General features: G+C 64.2%; 21 protein-coding genes and 2 tRNA genes. 6 read left to right on the top strand and 17 right to left on the bottom strand.

The window, feature by feature from the left end:
- Nucleotides 1-36: 36 nt before the first annotated feature.
- The 4 genes from DQG17_RS10310 to dapF form a co-directional block, all read right to left on the bottom strand.
- On the bottom strand, nt 37-324 hold the full coding sequence (locus DQG17_RS10310; RefSeq protein WP_116132764.1) for a hypothetical protein: 288 nt from the start codon (nt 322-324) through the stop codon (nt 37-39).
- Nucleotides 325-490: 166 nt separating this feature from the next.
- Nucleotides 491-778, bottom strand: coding sequence for a hypothetical protein (locus DQG17_RS10305; protein ID WP_116132763.1), 288 nt, complete (start codon nt 776-778; stop codon nt 491-493).
- A gap of 161 nt (nt 779-939) precedes the next feature.
- A complete protein-coding gene (gene mtaB, locus DQG17_RS10300; protein WP_116132762.1) occupies nt 940-2,214 on the bottom strand; it encodes a tRNA (N(6)-L-threonylcarbamoyladenosine(37)-C(2))-methylthiotransferase MtaB in 1,275 nt (424 codons plus the stop codon).
- Nucleotides 2,214-3,050 carry a diaminopimelate epimerase gene (gene dapF / locus DQG17_RS10295; protein WP_116132761.1) on the bottom strand — a complete coding sequence of 279 codons (837 nt, stop codon included), beginning with the start codon at nt 3,048-3,050 and terminating at the stop codon, nt 2,214-2,216. The genes mtaB and dapF overlap by 1 nt, the downstream gene beginning before the upstream one ends.
- A 100-nt stretch (nt 3,051-3,150) precedes the next feature.
- Between dapF and DQG17_RS10290 the strand changes: the two genes are divergently transcribed.
- Both DQG17_RS10290 and DQG17_RS10285 read left to right on the top strand, forming a co-directional pair.
- Nucleotides 3,151-3,226 (top strand) — tRNA-Lys (locus DQG17_RS10290).
- 68 nt (nt 3,227-3,294) lie between these two features.
- Nucleotides 3,295-3,370: transfer RNA gene (locus tag DQG17_RS10285), tRNA-Lys, on the top strand.
- 530 nt (nt 3,371-3,900) lie between these two features.
- Here DQG17_RS10285 and DQG17_RS10280 read toward each other — a convergent pair.
- The 4 genes from DQG17_RS10280 to DQG17_RS10265 form a co-directional block, all read right to left on the bottom strand.
- Nucleotides 3,901-4,539, bottom strand: coding sequence for a GntR family transcriptional regulator (locus DQG17_RS10280; RefSeq protein ID WP_116132760.1), 639 nt, complete (start codon nt 4,537-4,539; stop codon nt 3,901-3,903).
- A 230-nt stretch (nt 4,540-4,769) separates the two neighbouring features.
- On the bottom strand, nt 4,770-5,777 hold the full coding sequence (locus tag DQG17_RS10275) for a TRAP transporter substrate-binding protein (RefSeq protein ID WP_116132759.1): 1,008 nt from the start codon (nt 5,775-5,777) through the stop codon (nt 4,770-4,772).
- 46 nt (nt 5,778-5,823) lie between these two features.
- The gene (locus DQG17_RS10270; RefSeq protein WP_116132758.1) at nt 5,824-7,149 is read right to left on the bottom strand and encodes a TRAP transporter large permease; all 1,326 of its coding nucleotides are present in this window, start codon (nt 7,147-7,149) and stop codon (nt 5,824-5,826) included.
- On the bottom strand, nt 7,146-7,685 hold the full coding sequence (locus tag DQG17_RS10265; protein ID WP_157973577.1) for a TRAP transporter small permease: 540 nt from the start codon (nt 7,683-7,685) through the stop codon (nt 7,146-7,148). Before DQG17_RS10265 ends, DQG17_RS10270 begins: the two co-directional genes overlap by 4 nt.
- 167 nt (nt 7,686-7,852) lie before the next feature.
- Here DQG17_RS10265 and DQG17_RS10260 point away from each other — a divergent pair, with 167 nt between their 5' ends.
- The 4 genes from DQG17_RS10260 to DQG17_RS10245 are packed head-to-tail and all read left to right on the top strand — an operon-like array spanning nt 7,853 to nt 12,704.
- Nucleotides 7,853-8,551, top strand: a complete 699-nt coding sequence (locus tag DQG17_RS10260; RefSeq protein WP_157973576.1) for a dienelactone hydrolase family protein — start codon at nt 7,853-7,855, stop codon at nt 8,549-8,551.
- 60 nt (nt 8,552-8,611) lie between these two features.
- Nucleotides 8,612-9,970, top strand: coding sequence for an MmgE/PrpD family protein (locus DQG17_RS10255; RefSeq protein WP_116132755.1), 1,359 nt, complete (start codon nt 8,612-8,614; stop codon nt 9,968-9,970).
- A 14-nt stretch (nt 9,971-9,984) separates the two neighbouring features.
- Nucleotides 9,985-11,340 carry an MmgE/PrpD family protein gene (locus DQG17_RS10250; protein WP_116132754.1) on the top strand — a complete coding sequence of 452 codons (1,356 nt, stop codon included), beginning with the start codon at nt 9,985-9,987 and terminating at the stop codon, nt 11,338-11,340.
- A gap of 14 nt (nt 11,341-11,354) precedes the next feature.
- Nucleotides 11,355-12,704 (top strand): MmgE/PrpD family protein, encoded by a 1,350-nt coding sequence (locus tag DQG17_RS10245; RefSeq protein ID WP_116132753.1) that lies wholly within the window; start codon nt 11,355-11,357, stop codon nt 12,702-12,704.
- A 76-nt stretch (nt 12,705-12,780) separates the two neighbouring features.
- Here DQG17_RS10245 and DQG17_RS10240 read toward each other — a convergent pair whose 3' ends face one another.
- The 9 genes from DQG17_RS10240 to DQG17_RS10200 all read right to left on the bottom strand — a co-directional run bounded on the left by DQG17_RS10240 (nt 12,781) and on the right by DQG17_RS10200 (nt 25,186).
- Complete coding sequence (locus tag DQG17_RS10240) at nt 12,781-14,124, bottom strand: MmgE/PrpD family protein (RefSeq protein ID WP_116132752.1); 1,344 nt, start codon at nt 14,122-14,124, stop codon at nt 12,781-12,783.
- Nucleotides 14,125-14,180: 56 nt separating this feature from the next.
- A complete protein-coding gene (locus DQG17_RS10235) occupies nt 14,181-15,569 on the bottom strand; it encodes an MmgE/PrpD family protein (RefSeq protein WP_116132751.1) in 1,389 nt (462 codons plus the stop codon).
- A gap of 8 nt (nt 15,570-15,577) precedes the next feature.
- Complete coding sequence (locus DQG17_RS10230; protein ID WP_116132750.1) at nt 15,578-17,230, bottom strand: hydantoinase B/oxoprolinase family protein; 1,653 nt, start codon at nt 17,228-17,230, stop codon at nt 15,578-15,580.
- The gene (locus DQG17_RS10225) at nt 17,227-19,353 is read right to left on the bottom strand and encodes a hydantoinase/oxoprolinase family protein (RefSeq protein WP_116132749.1); all 2,127 of its coding nucleotides are present in this window, start codon (nt 19,351-19,353) and stop codon (nt 17,227-17,229) included. The genes DQG17_RS10230 and DQG17_RS10225 overlap by 4 nt, the downstream gene beginning before the upstream one ends.
- 12 nt (nt 19,354-19,365) lie before the next feature.
- Nucleotides 19,366-20,142 (bottom strand): hypothetical protein, encoded by a 777-nt coding sequence (locus tag DQG17_RS21670; RefSeq protein ID WP_157973575.1) that lies wholly within the window; start codon nt 20,140-20,142, stop codon nt 19,366-19,368.
- Nucleotides 20,139-21,356 (bottom strand): cystathionine beta-lyase, encoded by a 1,218-nt coding sequence (gene metC, locus DQG17_RS10215; RefSeq protein ID WP_116132747.1) that lies wholly within the window; start codon nt 21,354-21,356, stop codon nt 20,139-20,141. Before metC ends, DQG17_RS21670 begins: the two co-directional genes overlap by 4 nt.
- A gap of 70 nt (nt 21,357-21,426) precedes the next feature.
- Nucleotides 21,427-23,286: an ABC transporter ATP-binding protein gene (locus DQG17_RS10210; protein WP_116132746.1), complete on the bottom strand. Its 1,860-nt coding sequence runs from the start codon at nt 23,284-23,286 to the stop codon at nt 21,427-21,429.
- The gene (locus tag DQG17_RS10205; RefSeq protein WP_116132745.1) at nt 23,286-24,206 is read right to left on the bottom strand and encodes an ABC transporter permease; all 921 of its coding nucleotides are present in this window, start codon (nt 24,204-24,206) and stop codon (nt 23,286-23,288) included. The genes DQG17_RS10210 and DQG17_RS10205 overlap by 1 nt, the downstream gene beginning before the upstream one ends.
- Nucleotides 24,206-25,186, bottom strand: a complete 981-nt coding sequence (locus DQG17_RS10200) for an ABC transporter permease (protein ID WP_116132744.1) — start codon at nt 25,184-25,186, stop codon at nt 24,206-24,208. Before DQG17_RS10200 ends, DQG17_RS10205 begins: the two co-directional genes overlap by 1 nt.
- Nucleotides 25,187-25,237 lie beyond the last annotated feature (51 nt).

Genomic DNA, 25,237 nt, shown 5'->3' with positions numbered 1-25,237 from the left:
CCGCGGAAACCGCATCGGGTCCGCGGACGTCATTCGCTATTGCGCTGGCGAAATCATGGCCGTGAATTCCGTGCCGTCTGTCAGCATGACCTTGACCTCGTTCGGGCCGGAGAGGGGCGCTGGGTCCATCTTGGCGAGAGCGTCGCAGATGTCCTTCTGAAAGTTCTCCTCGCCGGTGACCGCCTTCACAGCCATGCTGTCGGCTTCCTTCAGCGAAACCTGGATGTCTCCGCACACCACAGCTGCCATGTCCGCGGCCAGCGACGGGCCCGAGACCAGCAGAAGTGCAAAGGATGATAGCGCAAGGCCGTGACGCAGTTTCATGTCGTTCCTCCCACGTGAAAATACAGACCGGCGCGACGGCGAGTCGACCGCCGCGCGCCTATTGTCTCACATGAGACGGCAGTCAGAAAAGATAAATGGAATGTTGATATTCCCGGCCTCCCTTGCCGCCGGATCCGGCGGAAGGGGACGCCGTTTGCGGAAATCGCTATTCCATGGCTTGAAGTTTCACGCTGCGCTGGATGCCGTCCGACAGGGTGATGGTGACATTCTTCGGCTCGCCGTAGTTTGTCGGTTCCATCCCGGCAACGGCGGTACAGACTGTGCTGCCGAAACGTTCGGTGCCGGTGACGGCGGTGATCTGTGCCCTCTGATCCTCGGTCATGAGGACCTTGGTGGCGCCACATTGCACCTGTGTCTCGGTTCTGGAAACGGCGCAGCCGGCCAGAGCAACCAGAGCAAGCGGTACGAGGGTTGCGGTTATGCGTATCGTCATGTCGTCCTCCAGATCAAAAGCGCCGCCGGCAGAAAGCGCCGACGGAATGCATGGTCGCATGTGCTTCGACAGGTCGATAACGCCCTTCGTGATCGAATGTTCCGGGTCGTGGCGGGGTTCTTTTGCAGCCTCTCGGCGGGGCCGCGTTTGCCGTGGGCGGATCAGGCGGTCAGCTGGTGGCCGTCCTGCCCTTTGATCTCTTTGCAGACGATCTGTCCCTCGGCCTGATCGGTGGCGAAGACGACTTCGGCGAATTGCTCGGTCCGGCCCATGCGCGGGCTTTCCATCAAAATCCGGTGGCTGCGTCCGATCTGGGCGCCCAGATGGCGCGCAATCCCGGCCTCGCCCGCGGCGCGCAGCCGGGCGGCGCGGTCGCGAACCGCTGTGCCGTGGACCTGTGGCATCCGGGCGGCCGGCGTGCCATGGCGCGGCGAATAGGGAAACACGTGCAGCCAGGTCAGATCGCACTCCTCGACGAGCCGCAGCGAATTGAGAAACATCGCCTCGGTCTCGGTCGGGAAGCCCGCGATGATGTCGGCGCCGAACGTCATGTCGGGGCGCAGCCGCCGTGCCTGCTGACAAAAGGCGATGGCATCTTCGCGGCTGTGGCGCCGCTTCATCCGTTTCAGGATCATGTTGTCGCCAGCCTGCAGCGACAGGTGCAGATGCGGCATCAGCCGGTCTTCCTCGGCGATGGCGCGCATCAGCGCCTCGTCGGCCTCGATCGAATCGATCGAGCTGATCCGAAGCCGCGGCAGCTCGGGCACCAGTTTCAGGATCCGCATCACCAGATCGCCAAGCCGCGGTTCGGCCGGCAGGTCGGCCCCCCACGAGGTCAGGTCGACCCCGGTCAGAACCACTTCGTTATAGCCACGCGCCACCAGCCGCCGGATCTGGTCGACGACAACACCCGCCGGAACCGACCGCGAGTTGCCGCGGCCGAAGGGGATGATGCAGAAGGTGCAGCGGTGATCGCAACCGTTCTGGATCTGAACATAGGCCCGCGCACGGGTGCCAAAGCCGTCGATCAGATGGCCCGCGGTCTCGCGCACCGACATGATATCGTCGACCTGCACCTTTTCGGTCGTTCCGATGAAATCGGGGCCGGCCATGGCAGTCCAGGTGTCGGCCTGCATCTTTTCGGCGTTGCCGATCACCCGGTCGACCTCGGCCATGGCGGCAAAGGTCTCGGGCTCGGTCTGGGCGGCGCAGCCGGTGACGATGATGGTGGCGGACGGATTCTCGCGACGCAGCCTGCGGATTTCCTGACGCGCCTTGCGCACCGCCTCGGCGGTCACGGCACAGGTGTTCACGACGACCGCGTTGTCGATCCCGGCGCCGGCGGCCAGCACCTTCATCGCTTCGGTCTCGTAGGTATTCAGCCGGCAACCGAGCGTGGCAAAGACCGGCGGGCGTGGCGCATTGGTCCCGTCCATCACAGGCTGCCCAGGAAAGCGTCGGTCAACTCGCCGGCAAAGACAAAGGCGGTCGGTCCGGTCATGTGGACACCGTCCTCGCGCCAGTCGATTCCGATCGTGCCGCCGTCGAGCTCGATCGTGACCTGCCGCCCCGTCAGCCCGCGCCGCGCAGCGGCGACGGCCGTGGCGCAGGACGATGACCCGGAGGCGAGCGTTATGCCTGTCCCGCGCTCCCACACCCGCATGCGCAGGTGGTCGGGGCCGATCACCTGGGCGATCTGGACATTGGTGCGCTCGGGGAACAGCGGATGGTGTTCGTGTTCGGGGCCGAAGACCGCCAGATCGACCGCCGCCACATCCGGAACGAAGAAGGTGCAATGCGGGTTGCCCATGCCGGTCGCCGTCGGCGCGCCCGCAATCGGCAGCTCCAGCGTATCCATGGCGCGGGCAAGCGGGATCTCGGCCCAGCCGGTCAGGGGTTGTCCCATGTTGACACCGGTCAACCCGCCGCCGGCATCGGCACAGTCGAGCCGCCCGCGCTCGGTGCGCAGGCTCAGCCGGTCTGCGCCGGTTTCGTCCATCAGATAGCGGGCGATACAGCGGGTGGCGTTGCCGCAGGTCGCCGACGGCGAGCCGTCGGCATTGTAGAACATTAGCCGCGCCTCGGCTTCGGCATCGGGCAGGATCACCGCAAGCTGGTCGAACCCGACGCCGCGGTGGCGATCGCCCAGGGCGCGCACCAGATCGGTCCCGGGCAGGCTGCCGCCAGCGCGCCGGTCAAGCACGACAAAGTCGTTGCCGAGCCCGTGCATCTTGAAAAAGCGCCGGGCGGAAGAGGGGTTTTCGTCTGCCATCCTGCGCGCCGCTATACCCGTGCCCGTAGCCAATTTGAAGGGCCTTCGATTTTTACGCTTGACCCCGCTGGGCATGTTTCCTAGGAACCGGCACTCGGATGGGCCGTTAGCTCAGTTGGTAGAGCAGCTGACTTTTAATCAGCGGGTCACAGGTTCGAATCCTGTACGGCTCACCACTGACGCCCGGTCATCCGGGAAAATTACACCGGAGCTCCCGTTTACACGGGCAAGCGACCGGCATTGCGGGCCGTTAGCTCAGTTGGTAGAGCAGCTGACTCTTAATCAGCGGGTCGTAGGTTCGAACCCTACACGGCTCACCATTATCTCCAAGGGCTCAGGCGGAAACGCCTGGGCCCTTTGGCGTTTCTTGTAACGGCCGGGCGACCACCAGGCGCTGCTTCGGCTGCGCGCTGTCCCCGCCAAGTTCCTATGGCGCGGCCATGGCGCGGCGCCCGCAATTGCACGGAGCGGCGTACGCGGCGGCCTCATGGGGTAGCGCGGCGCGGTCGTTCATCTCCCGCGCTCGTTGATGAAGCCAGGATTTTGCCTGCCGCATCGCATCGCGCTTTCACTCGTCCGTGAAAGTGCCTGTGCCCGTCATGGCCGCCTTGCCTCAAGATGAGCGAAGAAGGCGTCCACGAAACCAGGGGGGCCAGTCAAACCCGGGTTTGTACCTTCTCGAAACTGTCGTGGCCGATGCCGTGCTTCGGGCTCAGCTCCTGGGCCTTCACGCCCGTCTCATGTTCTCTGATCATTGCTATGATCTGTTCATCTGAAGATCTGCGTTTTTCGTCCTGCCTGTCTTGGGAAGGACTACTGACCGCTCATTGGCCTGATTTCGGGCAGCTCGTCAGCTCGTGGACATCATCATGATCCGGACCCGGAACCCATGCGCGATGTGTTCTCGCGCGGCCTTCTCGGCGGCATCCGCGTCGCCGTCGACGATGGCCTGGACAATCTTCTCGTGTTCTTCTTGGGCTTCTTTAAGTCGTTTTGGAAAAGTATAGGTCGAACCCGGAAGCAGGACGAGATGTAGTCTCAGGCTGTCCACCGTTTCCATCATGTATGTGTTATGGGTCGCATAGGAAATGTGGCGGTGCAGCACCGCATTGCGCGCACTCAGGATCTCGGGGTCGGTCTCGTTCCGGTCCATATCGATCAGATCCTGGAGCATTTCATGCTCTTCCGCCGTCGCGTTCTGCGCCGCAAGGCGGGCGCAAAGACCCTCGATGCCCTCGCGCACCGCGAAAAGCTGTCTGAGTTTCTGATAGTTAAGCTCCGCCACGACAAGGCCGCGCTGCGCGCCCTGTTGTGCGAGGCCGAGCGCCTGAAGCCGGTGCAGCGCCTCGCGCACGGGGGTGCGGCTGATACCAAGACGTTTGGCGAGCTCTGTTTCAAGCAGACGGGAGCCCGGTGGCAGCTCGCCTACTTCAATGGCCGCGACCAGGCGATCAAAGGGCGTGGTGTTCTTGATATCGGCTGGGTGCATTGTTCGTCGCTCGTAGGCTGGTTGGCGGTGCGTTTGTCTAGTTTGCTAAGGCTTGTCGGAACGGCAGTGCACGATCGGAAAGGCCAGCCCCAGGGCTCGCTGCGGACCGACCGGCACTTGGTAGGCAGAGCGTCGCAGCCAAATCATAGCCGCCGAAGCGGAGCGGCGCAAATGGCAGCTCCCGTGCCAGGGTCCGGCGGCCGGTTCGCGGCCGCCGGATGACTTGCGTGTTATTCGACCGTCGCAGCGATTTCCTTGAGGCGGTTCATCACCTTTTCGCCTGCCAGGTTCACGCCGTAGCTTTCCCAGACGGGGGCCACCGCGTCGATCCAGAGCTGGCGCTGCTCGGGCGTGATGTCGTGGATCACAACACCCTTTTCGGCCATGAGGGCATAGGCCTCGGCGTTGGCTTCCTTCGCGTTTTGCGTGATCCAGTCGGTCGCTACGTCGAGCGCCTCGGAGATTGCTGCGCGCTGATCCTCGGGCATGGTGTCCCACCAACCCTTGTTCACGCCGACGACGAAGAAGCTGTACTGGTAGCCCACCCGCGTCATCTGGTCGATGGTTTCGACCATCCCGGCGCTTACGACCGCGTTGGCCGAGGGTTCGATCGCATCGATCACGCCTTGCTGAAGGGCGGTCGGGACTTTTGTCCAGGTCATCGAGATGCCATTGGCGCCAAGAACCCTCATAGTCTCCAGATCGGCTGGCACCGCCTGGACGCGGAACTTGAAGCCTCGCATGTCCTCGGGAACCAGAATCGGACGGTCACCTTTGTAGAAGAAATCCTTCGGGCCATTGGGCCAGACGTCCAGAAGCTTGATGTTGCGGGATTCCAGATCGCCCTCGAATGCGGCCGCGACGATCGGATCCTCGATGGCGGCCTGAACCTGCGTCGGCGTTTCCAGCAGATAGGGCAGGCTGAGAACGGAAATGTTCGGTGCATTCGACGTGTAGATCCCGATGGCTGGGGCGATGATCTGGACCATGCCAAGCTGCACACCCTGAATTTGAGACTTCTGGTCGAAGAGCGATCCGGCATGGTGCAGTTCCACCGTGACATCGTCGCCCAGCCGCGCCTCGATCTCGTCTTTCCAGATCTGCATCGCCTGGCCCTTGATGCTGAGCGAACTGCCGTCGTTGTTCAGCACGATTTTCGTTTGCGCCAACGCTGGTGCCGCCGATGCTGCCAGGGCTGCGGCAAACGCCATCGCAAGTTTGATGAATTGTCTACGCATGGTCTCCTCCGTTTGTTTTCAGGTTTGGTCATTGGGTCGCGAAGGCTCAGTCGCCGAACACGTAGTTCGGCAGCCACAGCGAAATTCCAGGCACGTATGTGACGAGGATCAGGACAGCTACGGTAACGACCATCCAGGGAAGGGTGCCTCTCAGCACGACGGTGGCGGGCTGGTTGGAGATGGCGGATCCGACGAAGAGGTTCAGCCCGACCGGGGGGGTCACCAGGCCCAGCTCAATGTTCACGATGACGATGATCGCGAAGTGCACGGGGTCGATACCCATTTCCCGTGCGGCGGGGAAAAGGACCGGCACGAACATCAGGATCGTCGGCACGCCTTCGAGGAAGAAGCCGACGATCACCAGCAGGATGTTTATCATCAGCAGGAACATCCAGAGCGGCATATCCAGCGCGACCAGCGTCTCGGTCACCCATTGCGGGATGCCCAGTTGGGTGATGAAGAAGGCGAAGAAAAGCGCGTTCGTGGTGATGAAGAAAATCATCCCCACGCTCGGCGCCGTATCGATCACCCTCTGTATGGCAGTGCGGACGGTCAGCTCGCGATAGACCAGCCAGCCGATCAGGAAGGCGAGAAACGTGGCGAGAACGGCGGCTTCGGTCGGTGTGAACAGGGCGCCGCCCGACACCTCCAGCCCGCCTATGGAGAAATCCGGGAAGCCATAGATGCCGACGATGATCATCAACGGCAGCATGAGTGCCGGACCGGCGTTGAGTAACGCCTGCCCGCGGCCGGGCCAGCTCATCCGCTCCTGCGGGGCGATGTCTTCTTTCAGGGCCAGGAAACGTGCCGCGACCACCATGCCCGCGGCATAGATGATGCCGGGCACGACGCCGGCCAGGAACAGCCGTGTGACCGAGGTTTCGGTGACGAAGGCGTAGATCAGCATCGGAATGCTGGGCGGGATAAGGATGCCGATCGAGCCCGCCGTCGTCAGTGCCCCGAGCGCGTAGCGGGTCGAGTAGCCGGCGTTTAGAAGCGCGGGATACATGATGCGGCCGACTGCGGCGACGGTGGCGGGGCTGGACCCCGAGAGCGCGGCGAAGAACACGCAGGTCAGAACCGTCGTGATGCCGAGACCGCCGCGCCAATGACCGACCAGCGAATTCGACAGGGCGATGAGCCGTTTGACCAGCCCGCCCGACTCCATCAGGGCCGAGGCGAAGAAGAAGAATGGCACCGCCATCAGCGTGAGGTGTTCCAGATTGCCGAAGATCTTCTGCCCGATGATTGCCGGGGGCAGCGGGCTCAGCAGCAGCGAGGTCGCCAAAGCCGACCCGCCAAGGGCTACGGCGATCGGGACACCGATGAGGATGAGACAGAAGAATATGAAAACCAGGACAATCGCGGTCATTTCACGCCCCTGGCCAAAGGATGCTTTGCGTCGGAGAAGGGCGGGGCGCCGGTCTCGTCACCCTCGATGATCGACGCGATCCGGATGACGTAGCGGATCACGAAGCAGGCCATGACGACCGGCATGATCGAAAAGATGGCCCAGTCAGGAATGCCGGTTTCGACATTCACCGTGCCCATCTGTTTCAGGAAGCCGACGAAGATCACTCCGGAGAAGGCGTAAAAGGCACAGAGCGCCAGCGAGATGACGCAGCCGATCCCGTTCAGCAGGCGGCGCAGACCGGGGCCGACCGACTGGGCGACAAGGTCCATGCGCACGTGAAGATCGTTGCGGACAGCCCGGATCGCCCCCGCCAGCACGCCGCAAATGGTCAGCAGCATGAACACCGCTTCGGACCATTCGAAGCCGGTGTTGAAGACGTAGCGCAGGACGACCTGCCCGGTCCCCACCATCAGGGCCGCGACCGAAAAAACACCGATCAGCACACTCTCGGCGTTGTAGAGCAACCTGTCTATTCGCTTCAGAAATCTGCGCAAACTCTCTCTCCATCCCTTTGGCTCAAACGCCCGGCGAAAGGCCCTTGCGGGGTCTTTTCGTGTGCCGGCGCGCTCGATCTCGGGCAAAATAACAAGCTTGCACACTGCTGTATACATTAATATACATCGAGCGAATGGTGTACACAGATATAGGGGGGCGTTTCGGGATGGCTGTTGGGGAATTCATTTCCGTTCAATGCGATGATGGGGAGTTCGAGGCCTACCTGGCGCAGCCCGCGGGCGGCTGCGGCGGCGGGGTCCTGCTTCTGGCGGAAATCTACAATGTGAACCACTGGGTGCAGGACGTGGCGGAACGATATGCCGCTGCCGGCTACAATGTGTTGGCTCCCGACCTGTTCTGGCGCCAGGAACCGGGGCTGCGCATGGCCTATACGCCGGAAAACCAGCAGAAGGGCCGCAAGCTCGCCCTCAACCTGGACACCGCTCAGGCCTTGCACGACCTCGATGTCTGCGCCGCCCACCTGCGCGGGCTGTCAGGCAGCAACGGCAAGGTCGGAATCATGGGGTTCTGCTTGGGGGGGCAGCTTGCCTATCTCTACTCGGCCACGGCCGATCCCGACGCCTGCTCGGTGTATTACGGGACGCGACTGCAAGAGATGACGGAAAAAGCGACCGAGCTGAAATGTCCGACGATCCTGCACTTCGGTGAGGCGGATCAGGGTATCCCGGTCTCCGCCGGCCATGAGATCGACAGGCTGACCGCTGACCGAAGCGACGTGACCGTCCATGTCTACGCCGATGCGCCGCACGGCTTCGGACGGTTCGGCTATCCGCCGCACCGAGAGGAGCATGCGGCGCTGGCGGAACAACGCACGCTCGATTTGTTCGCACGCTGCCTGAGATGAGCGGGCGGTCCCGGCCTCGCGTGGCACCGGCGGTTATGACCCGAAAGAAAGGATAGCGCCGTGATCCCTGTCACGATGGAGATGGCCCGTGTTGCCAGCGGGTTCTCGCTTGATGACCAGCCCGCCGAAGCGGTGAAATGGGCGCGCCGGTCAGTGGCCGACGTGATCGCCTGCATGGCCGCGGGCCATGCCGAACCGGTGGTTCGCCTGCTGCTCGGCACGCTGCCGCTGGCCGGCGGACCCTCGACCGTCGTGGGCACAGCGACGGGGCGCTCGGCGCTCGATGCCGCGCAGGTCAATGGGGTCGCGGCGCATGCGCTCGATTTCGACGATTGCAACCTGCTGATGGACGGGCATCCCTCCGTCTCGGTGGTTCCGGCTCTTTTTGCGCTGGCGGAGGCGCGCGGCGCGACCGGCGCCGATCTGCTCGCGGCCTATATGGCCGGCGTAACCACCGAAATCTGGCTTGCTCGGATGTCCAATCCGGAACACGTGAATCGGGGATGGCACCCCACCGTAACCTTCGGTGTCGTCGGTTGCGCCGCGGCCGGCTGCCGGCTTTTGCGTCTCGACCCGGAAACCACCGCCCGGGCGCTGGCCGTCGCGGCCTCTGCCGCTGCCGGGGTGCGGGCGAATTCCGGTACGATGACCAAGCCGCTTCATGCCGGCATGGCGAATCGGAACGGCCTTCAGGCTGTCCTTCTTGCCGAGGCCGGGATGACCGCCAACACTACGGCGTTCGAACACAAGCTGGGATATCTGCAAGCGTTCAACGGCAGAACGGCGGGTGAGATCGACCGCGCGGCCTTGGAACCGCCGGCGCCCGGAGAGGCGTTCCTATCGCCGGGGATTGCGATCAAACAATACCCGTGCTGCGCCTTCATCCATAGCGCCATCGACGCGGCCACCGCATTGCGTGGCGAGATGCCGTCAGGCGCAATTCCCGAAACGATCACGGTGCGGCTGCATCCCCGCCGTCTGCGCAACATCGACCGGCCCACTCCCTGCGACGAGCTCGACGCGCGGTTCAGCACCCAGTACCTCGTCGCGCGCGCGCTGCTGCATGGCACCGTCGGGCTGAACGATTTTCAGCCCGATGCCCTGGGCGACGGTCAGACGCAGGAGGTGATGCGCCGGATCGACCTGGCGACGCACGACTGCGGCGATCTGAATTTGGGCCGGATCGCCGTGACCCTGCCCGGCGGGGCACGTCACGAGGCCTCCGCCAGCATTGCCATGGGCCGCGGGCGCGACAATCCGCTGAGCGAGGACGAATTCCGCCGCAAGTTCGACGATTGCTGCACGGCCCTGATGACGCCCGCCGATGCCGCAATGCTCTACGACGGCCTCATGGCCCTAGAGACCCAATCCGCCGTCACTGGGATGACCTGCCTTCTGGCCGCCCGTGGTGGACATTGACAGCAGGAGAACAGATGACACTCGCCCTCCAACTGGCGCAACGCGCCACTGACCTCGACTATCGCGATTTCCCGTCGGACGCCAGGAAATGGGCGCGCGAGGCTATCGCCGATACCGTGGGCTGCGCGCTGCTCGGCGCAAGAACAGACACCACGGCTGCGGTTCTGGCCGCCGGAATGGACGTTCCCGGGCCTGCCCTGGTTCTTGGGCGCAAGGAACGTCTGGCGCCGCTCGAGGCCGCCTTTGTCAACGGCACCTCCGGCCACGCGCTCGACTACGACGACACCAGCAAGTCGCTGTCGGGCCATCCCACGGTCATCATCATTCCCGGTCTTCTCGCCCTGGCCGAGGCGCGCGGCGCCTCCGGTCAGGCGCTGCTCGACGGATATATCGTGGGGGTCGAACTGGCGACGCGGTTCGCGCGCGGCGTCAACTTCTACCATTACGAGAAGGGCTGGCACCCGACCGCCACGCTGGGCATCTTCGGCGCCGCCGCAGCGGCGAGCCGGCTCATGGGCCACAGCGCCGAGCAGATGGCGCATGCCATCGCGATGGCCGCGTCCTTCGCCTCGGGCGTGAAAGCCAATTTCGGAACTCCGACCAAGCCCCTGCATGCGGGCATCGCAGCGCGGAACGGGCTTTTTGCTGCCCTGCTCGCCGAACAGGGTGTCTCTGCCGGGCCGACGGCCTTTGAACATCCGCAAGGGTTCCTCGAAGTCTTCAACGGCAAGGGCAACTACGACATCGACAAGATGCTGACCGGATGGGGCGACCCGCTGGACCTGATGAGCCCGGGCCTGTCGATCAAGAAATATCCCTGTGTCTACAGCGTTCACGGCGCGATCGACGCGGCGATCGAAATCAACCGGACAAACGCCCCCGAGGCGGCACAGATCGAAAAGGTCGTGGTGCACATGCATCGCCGTCGCATGCTGAAGCATGTGCAGAACCCTGCCAGCAGCGCGCTGAACGCGAAGTTCTCGCTGCCATACGCCGTGGCGCGGGCGCTGATTACGGGCTCCGTGACCTTGGATCACTTCGAGGAAGAGGCCCTGCACGACCCCGATGTCATGCGTGTCATGTCGCTGATCGAGATGGTTCCGCACGAGGACGATTCCAACGATTATGGCGCAGAGGTCACGGTGGTCCTGCGCTCGGCGGAACGGCTGAAGGCCGAGGTGTCCGCGCCGCTGGGACGCGGACCCGAGGTGCCGCTTCCGGCCGAGATGCTGCAAAGCAAGTTCCTGGACTGCGCCTCTCGCAGCATCAGCGCGGCGGGCGCGCAGGCGACATTGGACATGCTGCTCGACCTGGACGCGCTGCCCTCCGTTTCAAACCTGACCGATGAGATCGAAGCCGCGACGCTTTGATCAGGAGCATTCAAATGACATTTGCGAACGAGCTTGCGCAACGCGCGGCTGCAATCTCTCTGGACGACAGCGGCGACGAGGCGATCCATATCGCGAAGCGGGCGGTGGCCGATACCCTCGGGGTGACGGTGGCCGGAGCGGGGGCCGATTTCATTGCCAGCCTCGAGACGGTGCTTGGCACCGCCGCGGCGCCGGGCAAGGCGACTCGGGTGGCACGCAACGGCCGTTCGACCATGCTTCATGCGGCGCTGGTGAATGGCACCGCGGCGCATGCGCTCGATTTCGACGATTGTTCGACCACGCTGGGCGGGCACCCTTCGGCGCCGATGGTCCCGGCTTTGCTTGCCATCGCCGAGGACCACGGGTTTGGCGGGAAGGCCGTGATCGAAGCCTATCTGGCGGGGTTCGAAACCGAGACCCGGCTCGCCCGGGGGCTCTTGCCGCATCACTACGAGAAGGGCTGGCATCCGACCGCAACGCTCGGGGTATTCGGTGCGACCGTCGCATCGGCCCGGCTGCTGGGGCTCGAGGCGCCGGCGTTGGCCAATGCGCTGGCGATGACCGTCTCCATGACCTCGGGGCTGAAATCGAACTTCGGCACGCCGGTTAAGCCCCTGCATGTCGGGCAGGCCGCGCATAACGGCATGCTCGCCGCCCTTCTGACCTCGGCAGGCGTGACGGCGAACCTCGAGGCATTTGAGCATGCCTACGGGTTCTTCAATGTACTGAACGGCGAAGGCACATTTTCCATCGAGAAGATCCTGGACGATTGGCACGGGACGCCCGAGATCCTGAAACCCGGTATCGCGATCAAGCAGCATCCCTGCTGCGGCAGCGCGCACTCGGCAATCGACAGTGCTCTGAAGATCCGTGCCGCGCAGGGAGCTTTGGGGCCGGACGGGATCGCAGCCATCGAGACCTGGACGCATGAACGCCGGCTCGCGCATACCAATCGGCCCGAGCCCGCAACCGCGCTGGATGCGAAGTTCTCGGTCCAGTTCCTCACGGCAAAGGCGCTGACGGACGGGCAGTTGCGCATCGCAGACTTCAGGGAGGGCGCCTTCATGACGCCGGCGGTTGCCGAGCTGCTGAAGGTGACGACCTCCACCCACCACACCGGAGACGATCAGTACCTTGGGCGGGTCAGGGTGACGATGAAGGACGGGCGGGTATTCGAAGAAGTTGCATCGACCAATTTCGGACGCGGCCCGCTGAACCCGATGACGGATGCCGAATTGTTCGAGAAGTTTTCGGACTGCGTTTCGGGCCACATGGACCCGGCAGCGGCGCAGGAGGCCTTCGATGCCGTATTGTCCATGGATGTCCACGACGATGTGGCGGGCATGATGCGCCTGTTCGCCTGATCCGTTTCGCCGCAGCAACGAAAAAAGGACCCGCCACGACGGCGGGTCCTTTGCGTTGGAACTGTTTGTACCTGTCTTAGCCCGCCACCAGCGCGTCCATCAGCAACGCAAGATCGTCGACCTCCTCAAGCGCGTTCATCAGTCCGGCGGCCCTTTCGACCTGATCGCCGGACAGGGTCCGGCCGGCGCAGTCCGCGAATTTCGCCTGCACGTCCTCGTCCGACATCGGGTTGAAACGCGGGTGGCCCTTGGAATGATCGACACGGTGCGACAGGCGCCGGCCGTCCTTCAGAAGGATGGCGACCTTGTTCTGGGCCGGGCCGGGTTCTTGCGGGACGTGGTGGATCCTGGCCAGCATGTCCCGGGTCCGGGCGTCCTCGATCCGCGTGTCCGCGAACTGGTCCAGGCCAAGCCCGCCGTCCAGAAGGCACAGCGAGATGCCGTAGCCCAGGCTATAGCGCGCTTCGAGGTCGGTCTTGGGTTCGAGGTAGCGATAGGTCGGCTTGTCGGGTTGCAGATCGACGTCCACCCGCTCGACCAGATCGGGGCGGATGTTGTGGGCGCCGACCAGATGCAGCACGGAATCCAGCACTTTGTGATGCGCCCAGCAATTCGGATAGGGCTTGATCGTGATCCCCGGTTCCAGCAGACGGAAGGGCGCGCCCAGCCCGTCCGTCAGCGCGCGGGTTTCGTAGGTCCCGGGGCCGCACAGCGCGTCCATCAGGCCGAAGCGGCCCTCCAGCGGATCGGCGTCGGCGCGAAAGCCCTCCTTGGACAGATGCGCGGCGATGATGCCGTTGCGGCTTGCGTTGCCGGCGTGCAGCCCCATCCCCATGCTGCCGATATTCTGGCTGAGCCCGCCACCCATGGTCGCGGCGATGGCGACGGCGTTGACGCTTTCGTCCAGGGTCAGGCCCATCAGCTTCGCCGACAGCACGGCCGAGGTGACGGCGCCGAAGAAGCCGGTGGGATGCCAGCCGCGCTTGCGCATTTCCCAGGCGTCCTCGGTCACGGCGTTCAGCCGTTGAAAAACGTCGTAGGCCAGGACTTGCGCGGCGATGATCGCCTTGCCGTCAAGGTGATACATCTCGCCCATGGCCAGCAGAGGCGGAACGATCGTTACCGACGGATGCGAGGGGCCACTGTCGTCGAAGCTGATCGTATGGGCGAGGATGCCGTTGGCAAAGGCCGCGTTGTCGATGGTGGCGCTGCGACCGTAGCCGATGACGCGGCATGGTCCTTCGGCGCCGACCCGGTTCAGGTAATTCTGGACGATCTGCGACCGCGGGTGTGCCGCCTCGGCGAGGGCCGAGCCGACGCAGTCCAGAAAGTGTTTCTTGGCGAGTGTGATGACCGCGGGATCCAACTGGTCGTAGGTCGTGTCGAGTACGAATTCGACCAGTCGCCTTGTGCGTGACATGATGTGTATTCTTTCCTTTGGTTGAAAAGGGATGACCGCGCGCAGCAGGACCGCTGTCAGCGATGTGAGGCCGGGGCCGCCTGCGCGAGAAGCGCGCCGAGAAGGGATGTCAGCGCGTCGGGGACGCCGGTCGGCTGTCCCAGTTGCCCGATCAGGTCGCGCATCTCGGCGGCGGACGGAAGCGATGCGGACAGGGAAATGCAATCTGCCAGCTTGGCTTCGATCTGATCGGGGTTCAGCGGGGTATCGGCATGGCCGAGGGGACGGGTGACCTCGGGACTTCGCAGGGGCGGTGCATCGTTGCGGTGAAGTGTGACCCGATCGAAGGCCGCAAAGCCTTCGAGCACGGGATCGGCCCGGTCCGAAAGCTCTCGGCGGCAACGGCTCATGAGCCGCCGCAATTGCCTGTCGTTCAGCCAGGCGTCCGTGAGCTGGGAGAGCCCAACCTGTCCTGTCAGCAAGGCGGTGCAGACGGCGAATTCCAGGCTGAACCGGGCCTGCGACACCGTCGTCGGGTCGGAATATCGCAACGTGCCAGCGTGGCGCGGGCTGATCAGGATATCGATCCGCGTCAGCGCCTCGGGCGTAAAGCCGCCATCGCGGTGCAACGCCAATGCCGCGTCGATGGCCCGATGGGCGGCGTAGCACACCGGAAAGCGCTTGACGCTGGGCGCGACGCTTTCGAGCCGAAGCGCGCCGCCGTCCAGAAAGACCGGCCTTCGCAGATCGACGTCGCCATTCGGGGAGTGGACCCGCAAAAACCCGTTCCGCGCTTCCAGCGCGTCGGGCGCAGCAGTCATGCCGGCCTGTGCCAGCAATGCGGCGAAGACGCCGGCCTCTGCGGCGCGGCCTGCATGAAACGGTTTGGTCATGGTGCCGAAATTGACCGTCAGACCGGCCCCGAGCGACGCGGCGATGGCAAGCGCATGCGCGTACCGGTCGGTATCGAGACGAAGCAGTGTTGCGGCCGCGGCCGCGGCTCCCAGAGGACCGAGCATGCCGGTGGGATGCCCGCCCTTGGAATGGTAGAGCGTCGTCTCGCGTGCCGAGACCTCGGCCCAGGCCTCAAAGCCCGCGGCATAGGCCAGCAACAGCAGGCGCGACGGCGTCTGCCGCGGCAGATCGGGGAGCATTGAGAGGATCGCGGGGACGATGACCGCGCTGACATGCCCCCCGAAGGCCACGTCGTCATAGTCGAGCGCATGCGCCGCCGTCCCGAGCAGCAGCGCGCGGTCCCGGGCGGTGGCGGGCGGTCCGCCCCCGTCGCCGATGGTTCTGGCCAAGGCCTCGACGGCCGGTTCGCGTAGCCCGGCCGCAATGACAGCGATTGTATCGAGAAAGGCGATCCCGGAGCGCCGGGCGACGCGATCGGACAGTGCGACGGGGTCCAGCCCGGCAAGCGCGCGGGCCAGATCGAGAGTGAGGGGAACCGGGCTGTCCGACATGGTGCGTCTCAGTCGCCGGTCATTGCCTTGCCATAGCTCTGCACGGCGCCCTCTGGGGTCACGTATCCGCACTGCAGATCATGCGCCAGCGCTTCGGCAGGCCTGTCACGCGGGTCGCCATAGCCGCCGCCACCCGGCATTTCGATGACGACGGTATCGCCCACCGGAATGGTCTGAAGACCCTTGGCGCGCAGCTTGCCGCCCGAGCCCAGGCTGACCCGGCCGGGATGCCCCGGGCTGCCGCCTTGTCGGCCCTTGGCCGGGTTCTCGACACGTTCGTATCGGGCATAGAAGGCCAGCGGCACATCGGCGCGGTTGCCGATCTCCATTGTCTGGCCGAGCCCGCCGCGATGCCGGCCGGCGCCGCCCGAATCCGGGCGGAACTCCTTGCGCCAGATCACCAGGGAGGTGATGGCTTCGGTCACTTCAACGGGCACGTTGCGGATGCCAGAGGGAAAGGGGGTTGCCGAGAGCCCGTCGAGAAAGGGCCGCGCGCCGGTGCCGCCGCTGTGGAAGGTCGTTACCATGAAGCCGGGATTGCCGCCATCGGGCTGTGCGCCCAGCCTGATGTTCCAGAGCGTGCCCGTGCTTTCGGCGGGAACCCGATTTTCGAGCGCCTGCTCGAAACAGCCGAACACCAGGTCGGGGAGGAACATGCCGATCGTCGAACGCGCCACGACCGGGCGTGGGAACTGCGCGTTCGCGATGCAGTTCTCGGGCGCCGTCACCGTGATGCAGGCCATGGTGGCCGCATTGTTGGGAAGATGCGGCGCCACAAGGCATTTCACGCCAAAGGAGGCATAGGCCTCAGTATAGCACATCGGGCAGTTGATGCCGTAGCGCGACGGTTCCGATGTCCCGTCCATGTCGATATGGACGCCGGTGTCGTCCACCGTCAGCGCCGCGCAGAGGTCGATGGGCGACTCGTAGCCGTCGATGGTCATCTTGTTGTGCCAGGTCCCGCGCGGCAGCTTGGCGATCTCCTCCATCATCGCCCTGCGCGACCGGGCGAAAATCTCGTCGCCGACCGTGTCGATCTCGTCGAGACCGCATTCGTCCATAATCGTCAGCAAGCGCTTGCCGCCGACCTCGTTGCAGGCCACGAGGGCAAAGATGTCGCCTTCGACCTGAACCGGTTCCTTGACGTTGGACCGGACGATCTGAAGCAGGCTTTCGTTCATCTCGCCACGGTCGGCGATCTTCATGATCGGGATGAAAAGCCCTTCGCCATAGACGTCGCGCGATTCCGGCGAAGGACCGTTGCCGCCGATATCGACCACATGGGTCGTGCAGGCAAAGAGCGCGACGAGACGGCCACCCTTGAAAATCGGCGTGACGACGGACAGATCCGACAGGTGGCCGGTCGCCTTCCAGGGATCGTTGGTTATATAGACATCGCCGTCTTGCGCGGTGTCAGCCGGAAACACGTCCAGGAAGTGCTTGACCGAGCGGGCCATCGAGTTGATGTGGCCCGGCGTGCCGGTCACCGCCTGGGCGATCATTTCACCCCGGGTGTTGAACACGCCGGCCGAGACGTCGCCCGCTTCGCGCGTGGAAGTCGAAAATCCCGCACGGATCAGGCTGCGCGCCTGTTCTTCGACTGCCGCGATCAGGCGGCTCCAGATGACCTGAAGCTGGATCTGGTCTATGTTTTGCGTCATGCGGCTTCTCCTTGGCTTGCGCGGGCGCCTTGCGCCTCCAGCACCAGATGACCAGCCCGGGTCAGATGGGCGGTGAACCCCTCGGGGATCGTAGTATTGGTCTCGTCTTCGGTGATGATGGCCGGGCCGGCGACGATTGTGCCGATGCCGAGATCGGCGCGCAGGTAGACGTTGGCATTGCCGTCCTTCATCGTCAGCAGATCCACTAGGACCTGCTGCTTAATCGGCTTCGCCTCGGAGACGGCGGAGGCGGTGGGGGCGGCGGAGGCGGTGACTGGTACAGATCCGCTGCGCGGACCCGAAAGGGCAAGCTTCCACGTCAGGCATTCGATTTCCATGCCTGGAATCACCCGACCGAAATGGCGGCGGTATTCCTCTTTGAACAGCGCCAACAGCGTCGGCCGCAGCGCCTCCGCCTCCGGAATTCTCTCCAGCGTAACCATGATCTCGTGGCCCTGTCCGCGATAGCGCAAGTAGACTGAAACGCTTTCGGTCAACGGGGTGTCGTCGGATAGGCCCAGGCCAACGATGCTCTTGGCCTCCGAGCGCATGTCGGCCAAAATTGCGCCAATCTGATGTTCGTCGAGCATGTCGAGCGGAATCAGTCGTGTGCGGACGGCTTCGTAGGATACCGGGGCAAGCAGGAACCCGTGCGCCGATCCCACGCCGGCACCTTTCGGCACAATTATGCGCGTAATCGAGAGTTTCTGCGCGATCCTGGCGGCGTGCATCGGTGCGGCACCGCCAAAGGCAATCATGGTCCGACCCTCGAGCTGCGCCCCGTTGTCCGTGGCATGGACGCGGGCGGCGTTGGCCATGTTCTCGTCTACCGCTTCGACCACGGCGATGGCCGCGGTCCTTGTGTCCATTCCGGCAGGTTCGCCTACATGGGTGTCGAGCGCCTTTGCCGAGAGCGACGCATCCAACGCGATGTTGCCGCCGGCGAAGCCGACAGGGTCAATCTTGCCGAGGATCAGGTCGGCATCGGTGACCGCCGGGCGGGTTCCCCCCCGCGCATAGGCGGCGGGGCCGGGCTCCGACCCGGCGCTTGCCGGTCCCACGGCCACGCGGCCCAGAGTATCGACCGATGCCAGCGACCCGCCGCCGGCGCCGATCTCGACCAGGTCGATCACCGGCACCCGCAACGGCATGCCCGAGCCGCGCAGGAACCGGTAGGCCCGCGCGACTTCGAGGTTGCGGCTTTGCTGTGGCGTTGCGTCGTCGATCAGCACCAGTTTCGCGGTGGTGCCGCCCATGTCGAAGGCGATGGCCTTCTCGATCTTCAACTCTTCAGCGATGCTCGCCGCCAGCACGGCGCCGCCGGCCGGGCCGGACTCGACCAGCTTGATCGGCTGGGCGCACGCCACGTCGAGGCTGCACAGCCCGCCAGAGGACATCATGAGCATGATTTCGCTCTGGATCCCAAGGCCGGCCATGCCGTCCTTCAGTCGGCGCAGGTAGCTTTCCATGACCGGTTGGACATAGGCGTTGGCGCAGGTGGTCGAGCCGCGCTCGTATTCCCGGATCTCGGGGCAGATCTCGTGCGAGAGGGTGATCTTCACTTCCGGCAGTTCGCGGCGCAGGATCTCTGCCGCCATCCGCTCGTGGACGCCGTCCACATAGGAATGCAGGAAGCAGACCGCCACGGCCTCCACCGCTTCGTCGCGCAGTCGCGGGATCAGGGCCATCAGGCTGGCGGCGTCGAACGGGCGCAGCACGGAGCCATCCGCCGCGAGGCGTTCGTCGATTTCCAGGCGCAGCCAGCGCGGAACGAGCGGCGCGGGGCGTTCCATGTAGAGATCGGAAACCTCGAACCGGTGTTCGTAGGCCATCTCCAGCGAGTCGCGGAAGCCCTTGGTCGTGATCAGCGCGACCTTGGCGCCCTTGCGCTCGATCAGCGCGTTGGTCGCAAGCGTGGTGCCGTGCACGACAAGGCCAATCCGGTCGGGACTCATGCCGCTTTTGGCGATGAGGTCTTTGGTCCCTTCGAGGACGGCGCGTTCGGGTTCGACATGGGTCGTCAGATACTTGCCGGACAGGAATTCGCCGGGTGCGCGTTCGAGAACAATGTCCGTAAACGTTCCACCAATATCCACGGCAAGGCGTGCAAGTTTATCGGTCAAAATTCGGTCCTTTCATGATTTCGCGGGTTGCTTGGTGCTGGCCCCGGCGAGTTGGACGGGTTCGAGCGACAGCAACGAAAAAGATCTCTGGCCACCGCAGGATGCGGGCAGGCGCACGAGGTCCGGGAGCGCCGCCCAGAGCAGCGCGAGATTGGAAGATTTCACCGGCCCGCCGAGGAGGGTTTCCAGCTCGGCGATGATGATGAAGGTCAGCGGGTTGTGCCGCCGATCGAAACCGCGCCGCAGCCCTTCACCGGCGCCTGGTGGTCGAGTACCAAATCGATGGTTCGCCGCGAGTCCACGGCACCGATCGGGGCGAGGGCCGTGCCGTCGCGTGAAGCTTGGGCTCGAACCTTCACGTTGAAGCTGCCGAGGACGGTTGTCATCGACAGGTGGATTTCGCGGCCCAAGCGAGCGGCGAGGCAGACCGGGCGCGCCTTCAGCGCGTCGAGGACGCTGCGCGAGGTGGTGATCGGCCGCAACGCCCACTTCCACCTCAATCGGGCCCGAGACGCTGTCGACCTCTGCCGGCACTTGGACGAACCTGCTGCCGGTGCAGCCGCAAAGCATGGCCGGGGGGCAGAACCGCTCCAGGCTACAGGCCACCGAAACGGTATTCATGCCCATCCGCACCAGGCTGTCATGTGTCGGCACCACGCCACCCGGCCGGACCCGGCGCGCGTGGTTGCTCGGCACCCCCTCCGGCAGATTGCGTGAGATCCCGGAGTCCAAAGCCTTGTTTCCGGCCGGTCCGATGACCCCGTCTCGTATGAAATCGTCGTGTTTCATGCCAGCCGAGCCAGCCCCTCTTCTAGATCGGCGATCAGGTCCGCGGGCTCTTCCAGACCCACCTGAACCCGCATCGTCTGTCCGCCGGGGTTCCACTCGGTCGCGCTGCGAAGCTTGGCGGGGTCGGTCGGGATAAGCAGGCTTTCGAAGCCGCCCCAGCTCGCGCCCATTCCGAAAAAGCGCAGCCCGTCCATCATCCGCGCCAGCCTGGCCCGGTCCACGGGCCGGATGACGAAGCCGAACAGCCCCGAAGAACCGCTGAAATCCCGCCGCCACAGGGTGTGGCCGGGATCGGTGGCCAGCCCCGGGTGCATGACGCGCAGAACTTCGGGCCTGTCGGCCAGCCAGGTTGCGATCTGGAGCGCCGCATCCTGGTGCTGGCGCATGCGCACGGCAAGCGTCCGCATGCCACGAAGGACCATATAGGCATCGTCGGGGCCGACGCAGACGCCGAGCCGGGCGGCGTAATTCTTCATACCCTCGTGCAGCCCGGGTCCACATGCGATGGTGCCGGACATGACGTCGGAATGGCCGCACAGATATTTGGTGCCGGCTTGGATCGAATAGTCGACGCCCATCGAGATCGGTTGGAGGTAGTAGCCGCCCGACCAGGTGTTATCCAGTGCGGTCCGGATTCCGTTTGCGCGGGCGACGTCGACGATCGCGCGGATGTCAGGCATCTCGAATGTTTGCGAACCGGGCGCCTCGATCCAGATAAGCGCGGTTTCATCCCGCAGCAGGTCCGCAATTCCGGCTCCGATCAGGGGGTCGTAGAAGGTAAAGGTGACGCCCATCGGTTTCAGCACCTCGTTGCAGGTGTGCCGGCAGGGGCCATAGGCGTTGTCCGGGATCAGAAAGTGCGCTCCAGGGCGGGCATGGGCCAGGAGCGTAACCGTGATTGCCATTGCTCCCGAGGGGGTCAAAACGGTGCCTTCTGCCCGTTCCAGCGCCGAGACGGTATCCTCCAGCGCCTGGCTGGTCGGCGTGCCGCGCCGGCCGTAGCGAACCGGTGCACTCGCTTTCCCGTCCAGCTTTTCCAGGGTCGGGAAGAGGATCGTCGAGGCATGGAAGACCGGTACGTTGACGGCGCCGCTGTGCTTTTCCGGGTTTCGCCCGGCATGGCACAGAGTGGTCTGGACATGCGGATCCGACGTCGCCTTCTTGTCGGCTGCGATCCGTGCGTCAGTTAGTTCGGTATGGGGGGATGTCGGCATCGATCTGTCTTGTTTCTCGTGTTTCTCTGATTGAGGTAGGTTTCGCGGGTCAGGATTCGGCACCCTCCGTCTATGGAAACTCGGGCGCGTGATCTGGCAGATCGAGGACGAAGTGGTCCGGCGCGACCTCGATCATCCGTGTAAGCGCCGGAGCGAAGCCTTTGGGCCGGATCGGAGAGCGGATCTCGTCGGCCACCAGCCCGCGCCGCAATTGCCGGCGCGAGGGGTCGGGCACCGGGGCCGCGGCCATGAGTTGGCGCGTGTAGGGATGAGACGGGTTCTCGAAGACCGAGCGACGCGGGCCGATCTCGACGATCCGCCCCAGATACATCACGGCCACGCGATGGCTGATCCGTTCGACCACGGCCATGTCGTGACTGATGAAGAGATAGGATAGCTGCCGTTCTCGTTGGATCTCCATCATCAGATTGATGACCTGCGCCTTGACCGACACGTCGAGCGCCGACACGGCCTCGTCGGCGACCACGAGCTGGGGGTCGAGGGCAAGAGCGCGCGCGATGGCGATCCGCTGGCGCTGACCGCCCGAGAACTGGTGTGGGAACCGCTGGGCCATGTCGGGTCTGAGGCCGACATCGCGGAGCAGGGCGACAACCTTCTGTTCGATCTCGGTCTCTTGCAGCTTCAGGTGCAATCGCAGCGGCTCGGCCAGCAGATCGCCGACCCGAAAGCGGGGGTCGAGACTGGCGAAGGGATCCTGGAAGATCATTTGCTGCTTCCTGCACAAGACGCTGCGCGGTGCCGCCTTGGGCCCTGCTGCCACCAGCCCGCCAAGCCGGATGTCGCCGCGCACCATCGAGCTCAGGCCCATGATCGCCCGCGCCGTGGTGCTCTTGCCGGAGCCGCTTTCGCCGACCAGAGACAGGGTTTCTCCCGGGGCGATGCTGAAGGATACGTCCTCCACCGCATGGACCCGCCCAATCAGCCGGTTGAGATAGCCGCCGCGCACGTCGAAGCGAAGCGACAACTGGTCGACGTCGAGCAACGACAGGCTGCCGGCGGGGGCTGCGGGCAGGGGGGTGGCCGCGGCCGCGACAGGTTCGCCCGTCCGATGGTCGATCAGCTCGAAGGGCTGCGGAAAGTCGGTTCCGTTCATGGAGCCCAGCCGCGGGATCGAGGCGAGAAGCGCTTTGGTGTAGGCCTCGCGGGGCCGGGCGAATATTTCCTGCGTGGTGCCGGTCTCGACCAGGTCGCCCCGGAACATCACCGCGGTTCGGTCGGCCACTTCGGCGACGACGCCCATGTCGTGGGTGATGAACATCACTGACATGTGCTCTTCGTCCTGAAGAAGTTTGATCAGTTCGATGATCTGCGCCTGGATCGTGACGTCGAGCGCCGTCGTCGGTTCGTCGGCGATAAGCAGGCGCGGCTTGCAGGCCAGCGCCATGGCGATCGCCACCCGCTGCCGCATTCCGCCCGACAGTTGATGCGGATAGTCGCCAAGACGCTTGCGGGCCGCGGGGATGCGGACCTTTTCAAGAAGCGTCACCGCCTCTTCTGTCGCTTGCGAACGGGACATGCCGCGTTTCAGGCGCAGGACCTCGGTCAGCTGAAATCCTACCGTATAGACCGGGTTGAGACTCGCGTCCTGAAAGATCATCGACATGTCGGAGCCCCGGACCCTGCGGATCTTGGCATCCGAAAGCCTGGTCAGAGAGGTGCCGTCGAACCGGATCTCGCCTTCGATCAGAGAGGTCCGCGGGTTGAGAAGCCCCATTATCGACATCGCCGTGACACTCTTGCCGGAGCCGCTTTCGCCGACGACCGCCAGGGTTTCGCGGGGCCCGATGTCGAAGCTGACGTTGCGTACCACCGGCTTCCAGCCACGTGCGACTTTGAAAGAAGTCGTCAGACCGCTGACGGAAAGGATCGGCTGCGTCTCCTCGGGGCGCAGTTGTGCTGAGAAGGCCATCAGGTGTCTTTCCTCGGGTTCAGGACGTCGCGCAGGCGGTCACCGACAAGGTTGATCGCGACGATCGTCACAAGCAGGGCCAGCCCGGGGAAGACGCTCATCCAGTACATGCCCGAGAACATGTATTGGTATCCGTTGGAAATAAGCAGTCCAAGGCTGGGTTCGGTGATCGGAACCCCTACGCCCAGGAAGGACAGCGTCGCTTCCAGAGAGATCGCGCGTGCCACCTGCACGGTTGCAATGACGATCAGGGGCGGAATGCAGTTGGGCAGCAGATGACGCAAAAGGATGCGCCATGAAGGCACGCCGAGAACATGGCTCGCCTCGATGTAATCCTTGCGGCTTTCCACCAGCCCGACGCCCCGCGCGGTCCGAGCAAAGGTCGCCCATTCCACCAGCACCAGGGCAAGGATTACATTGCCTATCCCCTTGCCCATAACTGCGAGGATCATCAACGCGACGAGAATGGTGGGAAAGGAAAGCTGGAAGTCGACCAGCCGCATGATGATACTCTCGAGCCGCCCGCCATGGTAGGCGGCCACAAGGCCAAGTGTGGCACCGATGAGCGCCGCGGTGGTGGCGGACAGGATCCCTACGCCGAGCGAGATGCGCAGCCCATAAAGAATGGCCGAAAACATGTCGCGCCCCTGATCGTCGGTACCCAGCATGTAGGGGTACCCGTACGCCGCAGACGTTTCTCCTGGCTTCAATTGGCCATCGAGAATGTCGAGTTGCAAAAGATCGTAGGGGTTCTGGAACGACAGAAATGGCGCGAAGACGGCGGCGAGGACGATCAGCACCATCAGGACCAGTCCGAATGTGCCGATCGGCGAGCGGAAATAGGATCGGATCAAGTCGCGCATCGGGCGCGCGGTTTCTTCCGCTTCGTTGGCGAAGGGATCGACGAGATCGACAGGCATTAGCGTTTCCCGGTTTTCGAGAACTGAACCCGGGGGTCCAGGACGGTGTAGAGAATGTCGACCACCAGGTTGATCGTGACGAACAGCAGCACGATGATCATCAGGTAGGCGACGATGATCGGCCTATCGAGGTTGTTGATCGAGTCGATGATCAGCTTGCCCATCCCGGGCCAGGCGAAGATCGTTTCCGTCACGACCGAGAATGCGATGACCGACCCGAACTCCAGCCCGACCACGGTCACCACCGGGATCATCACGTTCTTGAGCACATGGACATAGACGACCCGCCGCGCGCTCAGTCCCTTGGCATGGGCCAGCCTGACATAGTCCTGCGGCAGCACTTCGGCGACGCCGGCGCGGGTGAGCCGCAAGATGAGCGAGGCTTTGAACAGGGCGAGGTTCAGTGCCGGCAACAAAAGGTGCGACAGCCCGTCCAGGGTCAGAAACGACCATTGCATGCCGAACACGGTGACCGTCTCGCCGCGTCCGCTGGACGGCAGCCATCCAAGCTGGACCGAGAACAGCAGGATGAACATCATGCCGACCCAGAACGTCGGCAACGAGAAGCCCAGGATGCTGCTGGTCATGATCAGGCGGGAAACAGGGGAATAGGGACGAAGCCCGGCATAGAGCCCCAGCGGCACGCCGATCAGAACCGACAGGAACGTTGCCATCAGAGCAAGTTCCATCGTGGCGGGGAAGCGCTGCAGGATGACGCGCAGGGCGGGTTCGTTGAAGATGTAGCTGACGCCAAGGTCCAGATGGGCCAAGCCGACCAGAAAGCGCCAGTATTGCACCCAGATCGCTTGATCCAGCCCGAACTCGGCGATGAGCCGTTGGCGCTCGACCGGCGTTGCGTTGGGAGAGATCAGCAGGTCGATTGGGTTGCCGATCAGGTTCATGCCGATGAAAACCACGATCGTCATGCAGAACATGACAAACACAGCCTGGCCGACCCGCTGAAGAATAGAAGCGAACATTGGTGGCTCCGGTGCTGGGGAGCGCGGCCGGGGGGGAGGACCCGGCCGCGC

The sequence above is a fragment of the Tropicimonas sp. IMCC34043 genome (genome assembly GCF_003390845.1).
GTDB lineage: Bacteria > Pseudomonadota > Alphaproteobacteria > Rhodobacterales > Rhodobacteraceae > Tropicimonas.
Note: the sequence above shows the minus strand (reverse complement) of the source record. Positions and strands in the feature narration are given on the sequence as shown.

Coding starts and splice junctions, on each gene's coding strand:
- DQG17_RS10310 (WP_116132764.1), bottom strand. CDS start 324: ATGAAACTGCGTCACGGCCTTGCGCTATCATCCTTTGCACTTCTGCTG.
- DQG17_RS10305 (WP_116132763.1), bottom strand. CDS start 778: ATGACGATACGCATAACCGCAACCCTCGTACCGCTTGCTCTGGTTGCT.
- mtaB (WP_116132762.1), bottom strand. CDS start 2,214: ATGGACGGGACCAATGCGCCACGCCCGCCGGTCTTTGCCACGCTCGGT.
- dapF (WP_116132761.1), bottom strand. CDS start 3,050: ATGGCAGACGAAAACCCCTCTTCCGCCCGGCGCTTTTTCAAGATGCAC.
- DQG17_RS10280 (WP_116132760.1), bottom strand. CDS start 4,539: ATGCACCCAGCCGATATCAAGAACACCACGCCCTTTGATCGCCTGGTC.
- DQG17_RS10275 (WP_116132759.1), bottom strand. CDS start 5,777: ATGCGTAGACAATTCATCAAACTTGCGATGGCGTTTGCCGCAGCCCTG.
- DQG17_RS10270 (WP_116132758.1), bottom strand. CDS start 7,149: ATGACCGCGATTGTCCTGGTTTTCATATTCTTCTGTCTCATCCTCATC.
- DQG17_RS10260 (WP_157973576.1), top strand. CDS start 7,853: ATGGCTGTTGGGGAATTCATTTCCGTTCAATGCGATGATGGGGAGTTC.
- DQG17_RS10250 (WP_116132754.1), top strand. CDS start 9,985: ATGACACTCGCCCTCCAACTGGCGCAACGCGCCACTGACCTCGACTAT.
- DQG17_RS10245 (WP_116132753.1), top strand. CDS start 11,355: ATGACATTTGCGAACGAGCTTGCGCAACGCGCGGCTGCAATCTCTCTG.
- DQG17_RS10240 (WP_116132752.1), bottom strand. CDS start 14,124: ATGTCACGCACAAGGCGACTGGTCGAATTCGTACTCGACACGACCTAC.
- DQG17_RS10235 (WP_116132751.1), bottom strand. CDS start 15,569: ATGTCGGACAGCCCGGTTCCCCTCACTCTCGATCTGGCCCGCGCGCTT.
- DQG17_RS10230 (WP_116132750.1), bottom strand. CDS start 17,230: ATGACGCAAAACATAGACCAGATCCAGCTTCAGGTCATCTGGAGCCGC.
- DQG17_RS21670 (WP_157973575.1), bottom strand. CDS start 20,142: ATGAAACACGACGATTTCATACGAGACGGGGTCATCGGACCGGCCGGA.
- metC (WP_116132747.1), bottom strand. CDS start 21,356: ATGCCGACATCCCCCCATACCGAACTAACTGACGCACGGATCGCAGCC.
- DQG17_RS10210 (WP_116132746.1), bottom strand. CDS start 23,286: ATGGCCTTCTCAGCACAACTGCGCCCCGAGGAGACGCAGCCGATCCTT.
- DQG17_RS10205 (WP_116132745.1), bottom strand. CDS start 24,206: ATGCCTGTCGATCTCGTCGATCCCTTCGCCAACGAAGCGGAAGAAACC.
- DQG17_RS10200 (WP_116132744.1), bottom strand. CDS start 25,186: ATGTTCGCTTCTATTCTTCAGCGGGTCGGCCAGGCTGTGTTTGTCATG.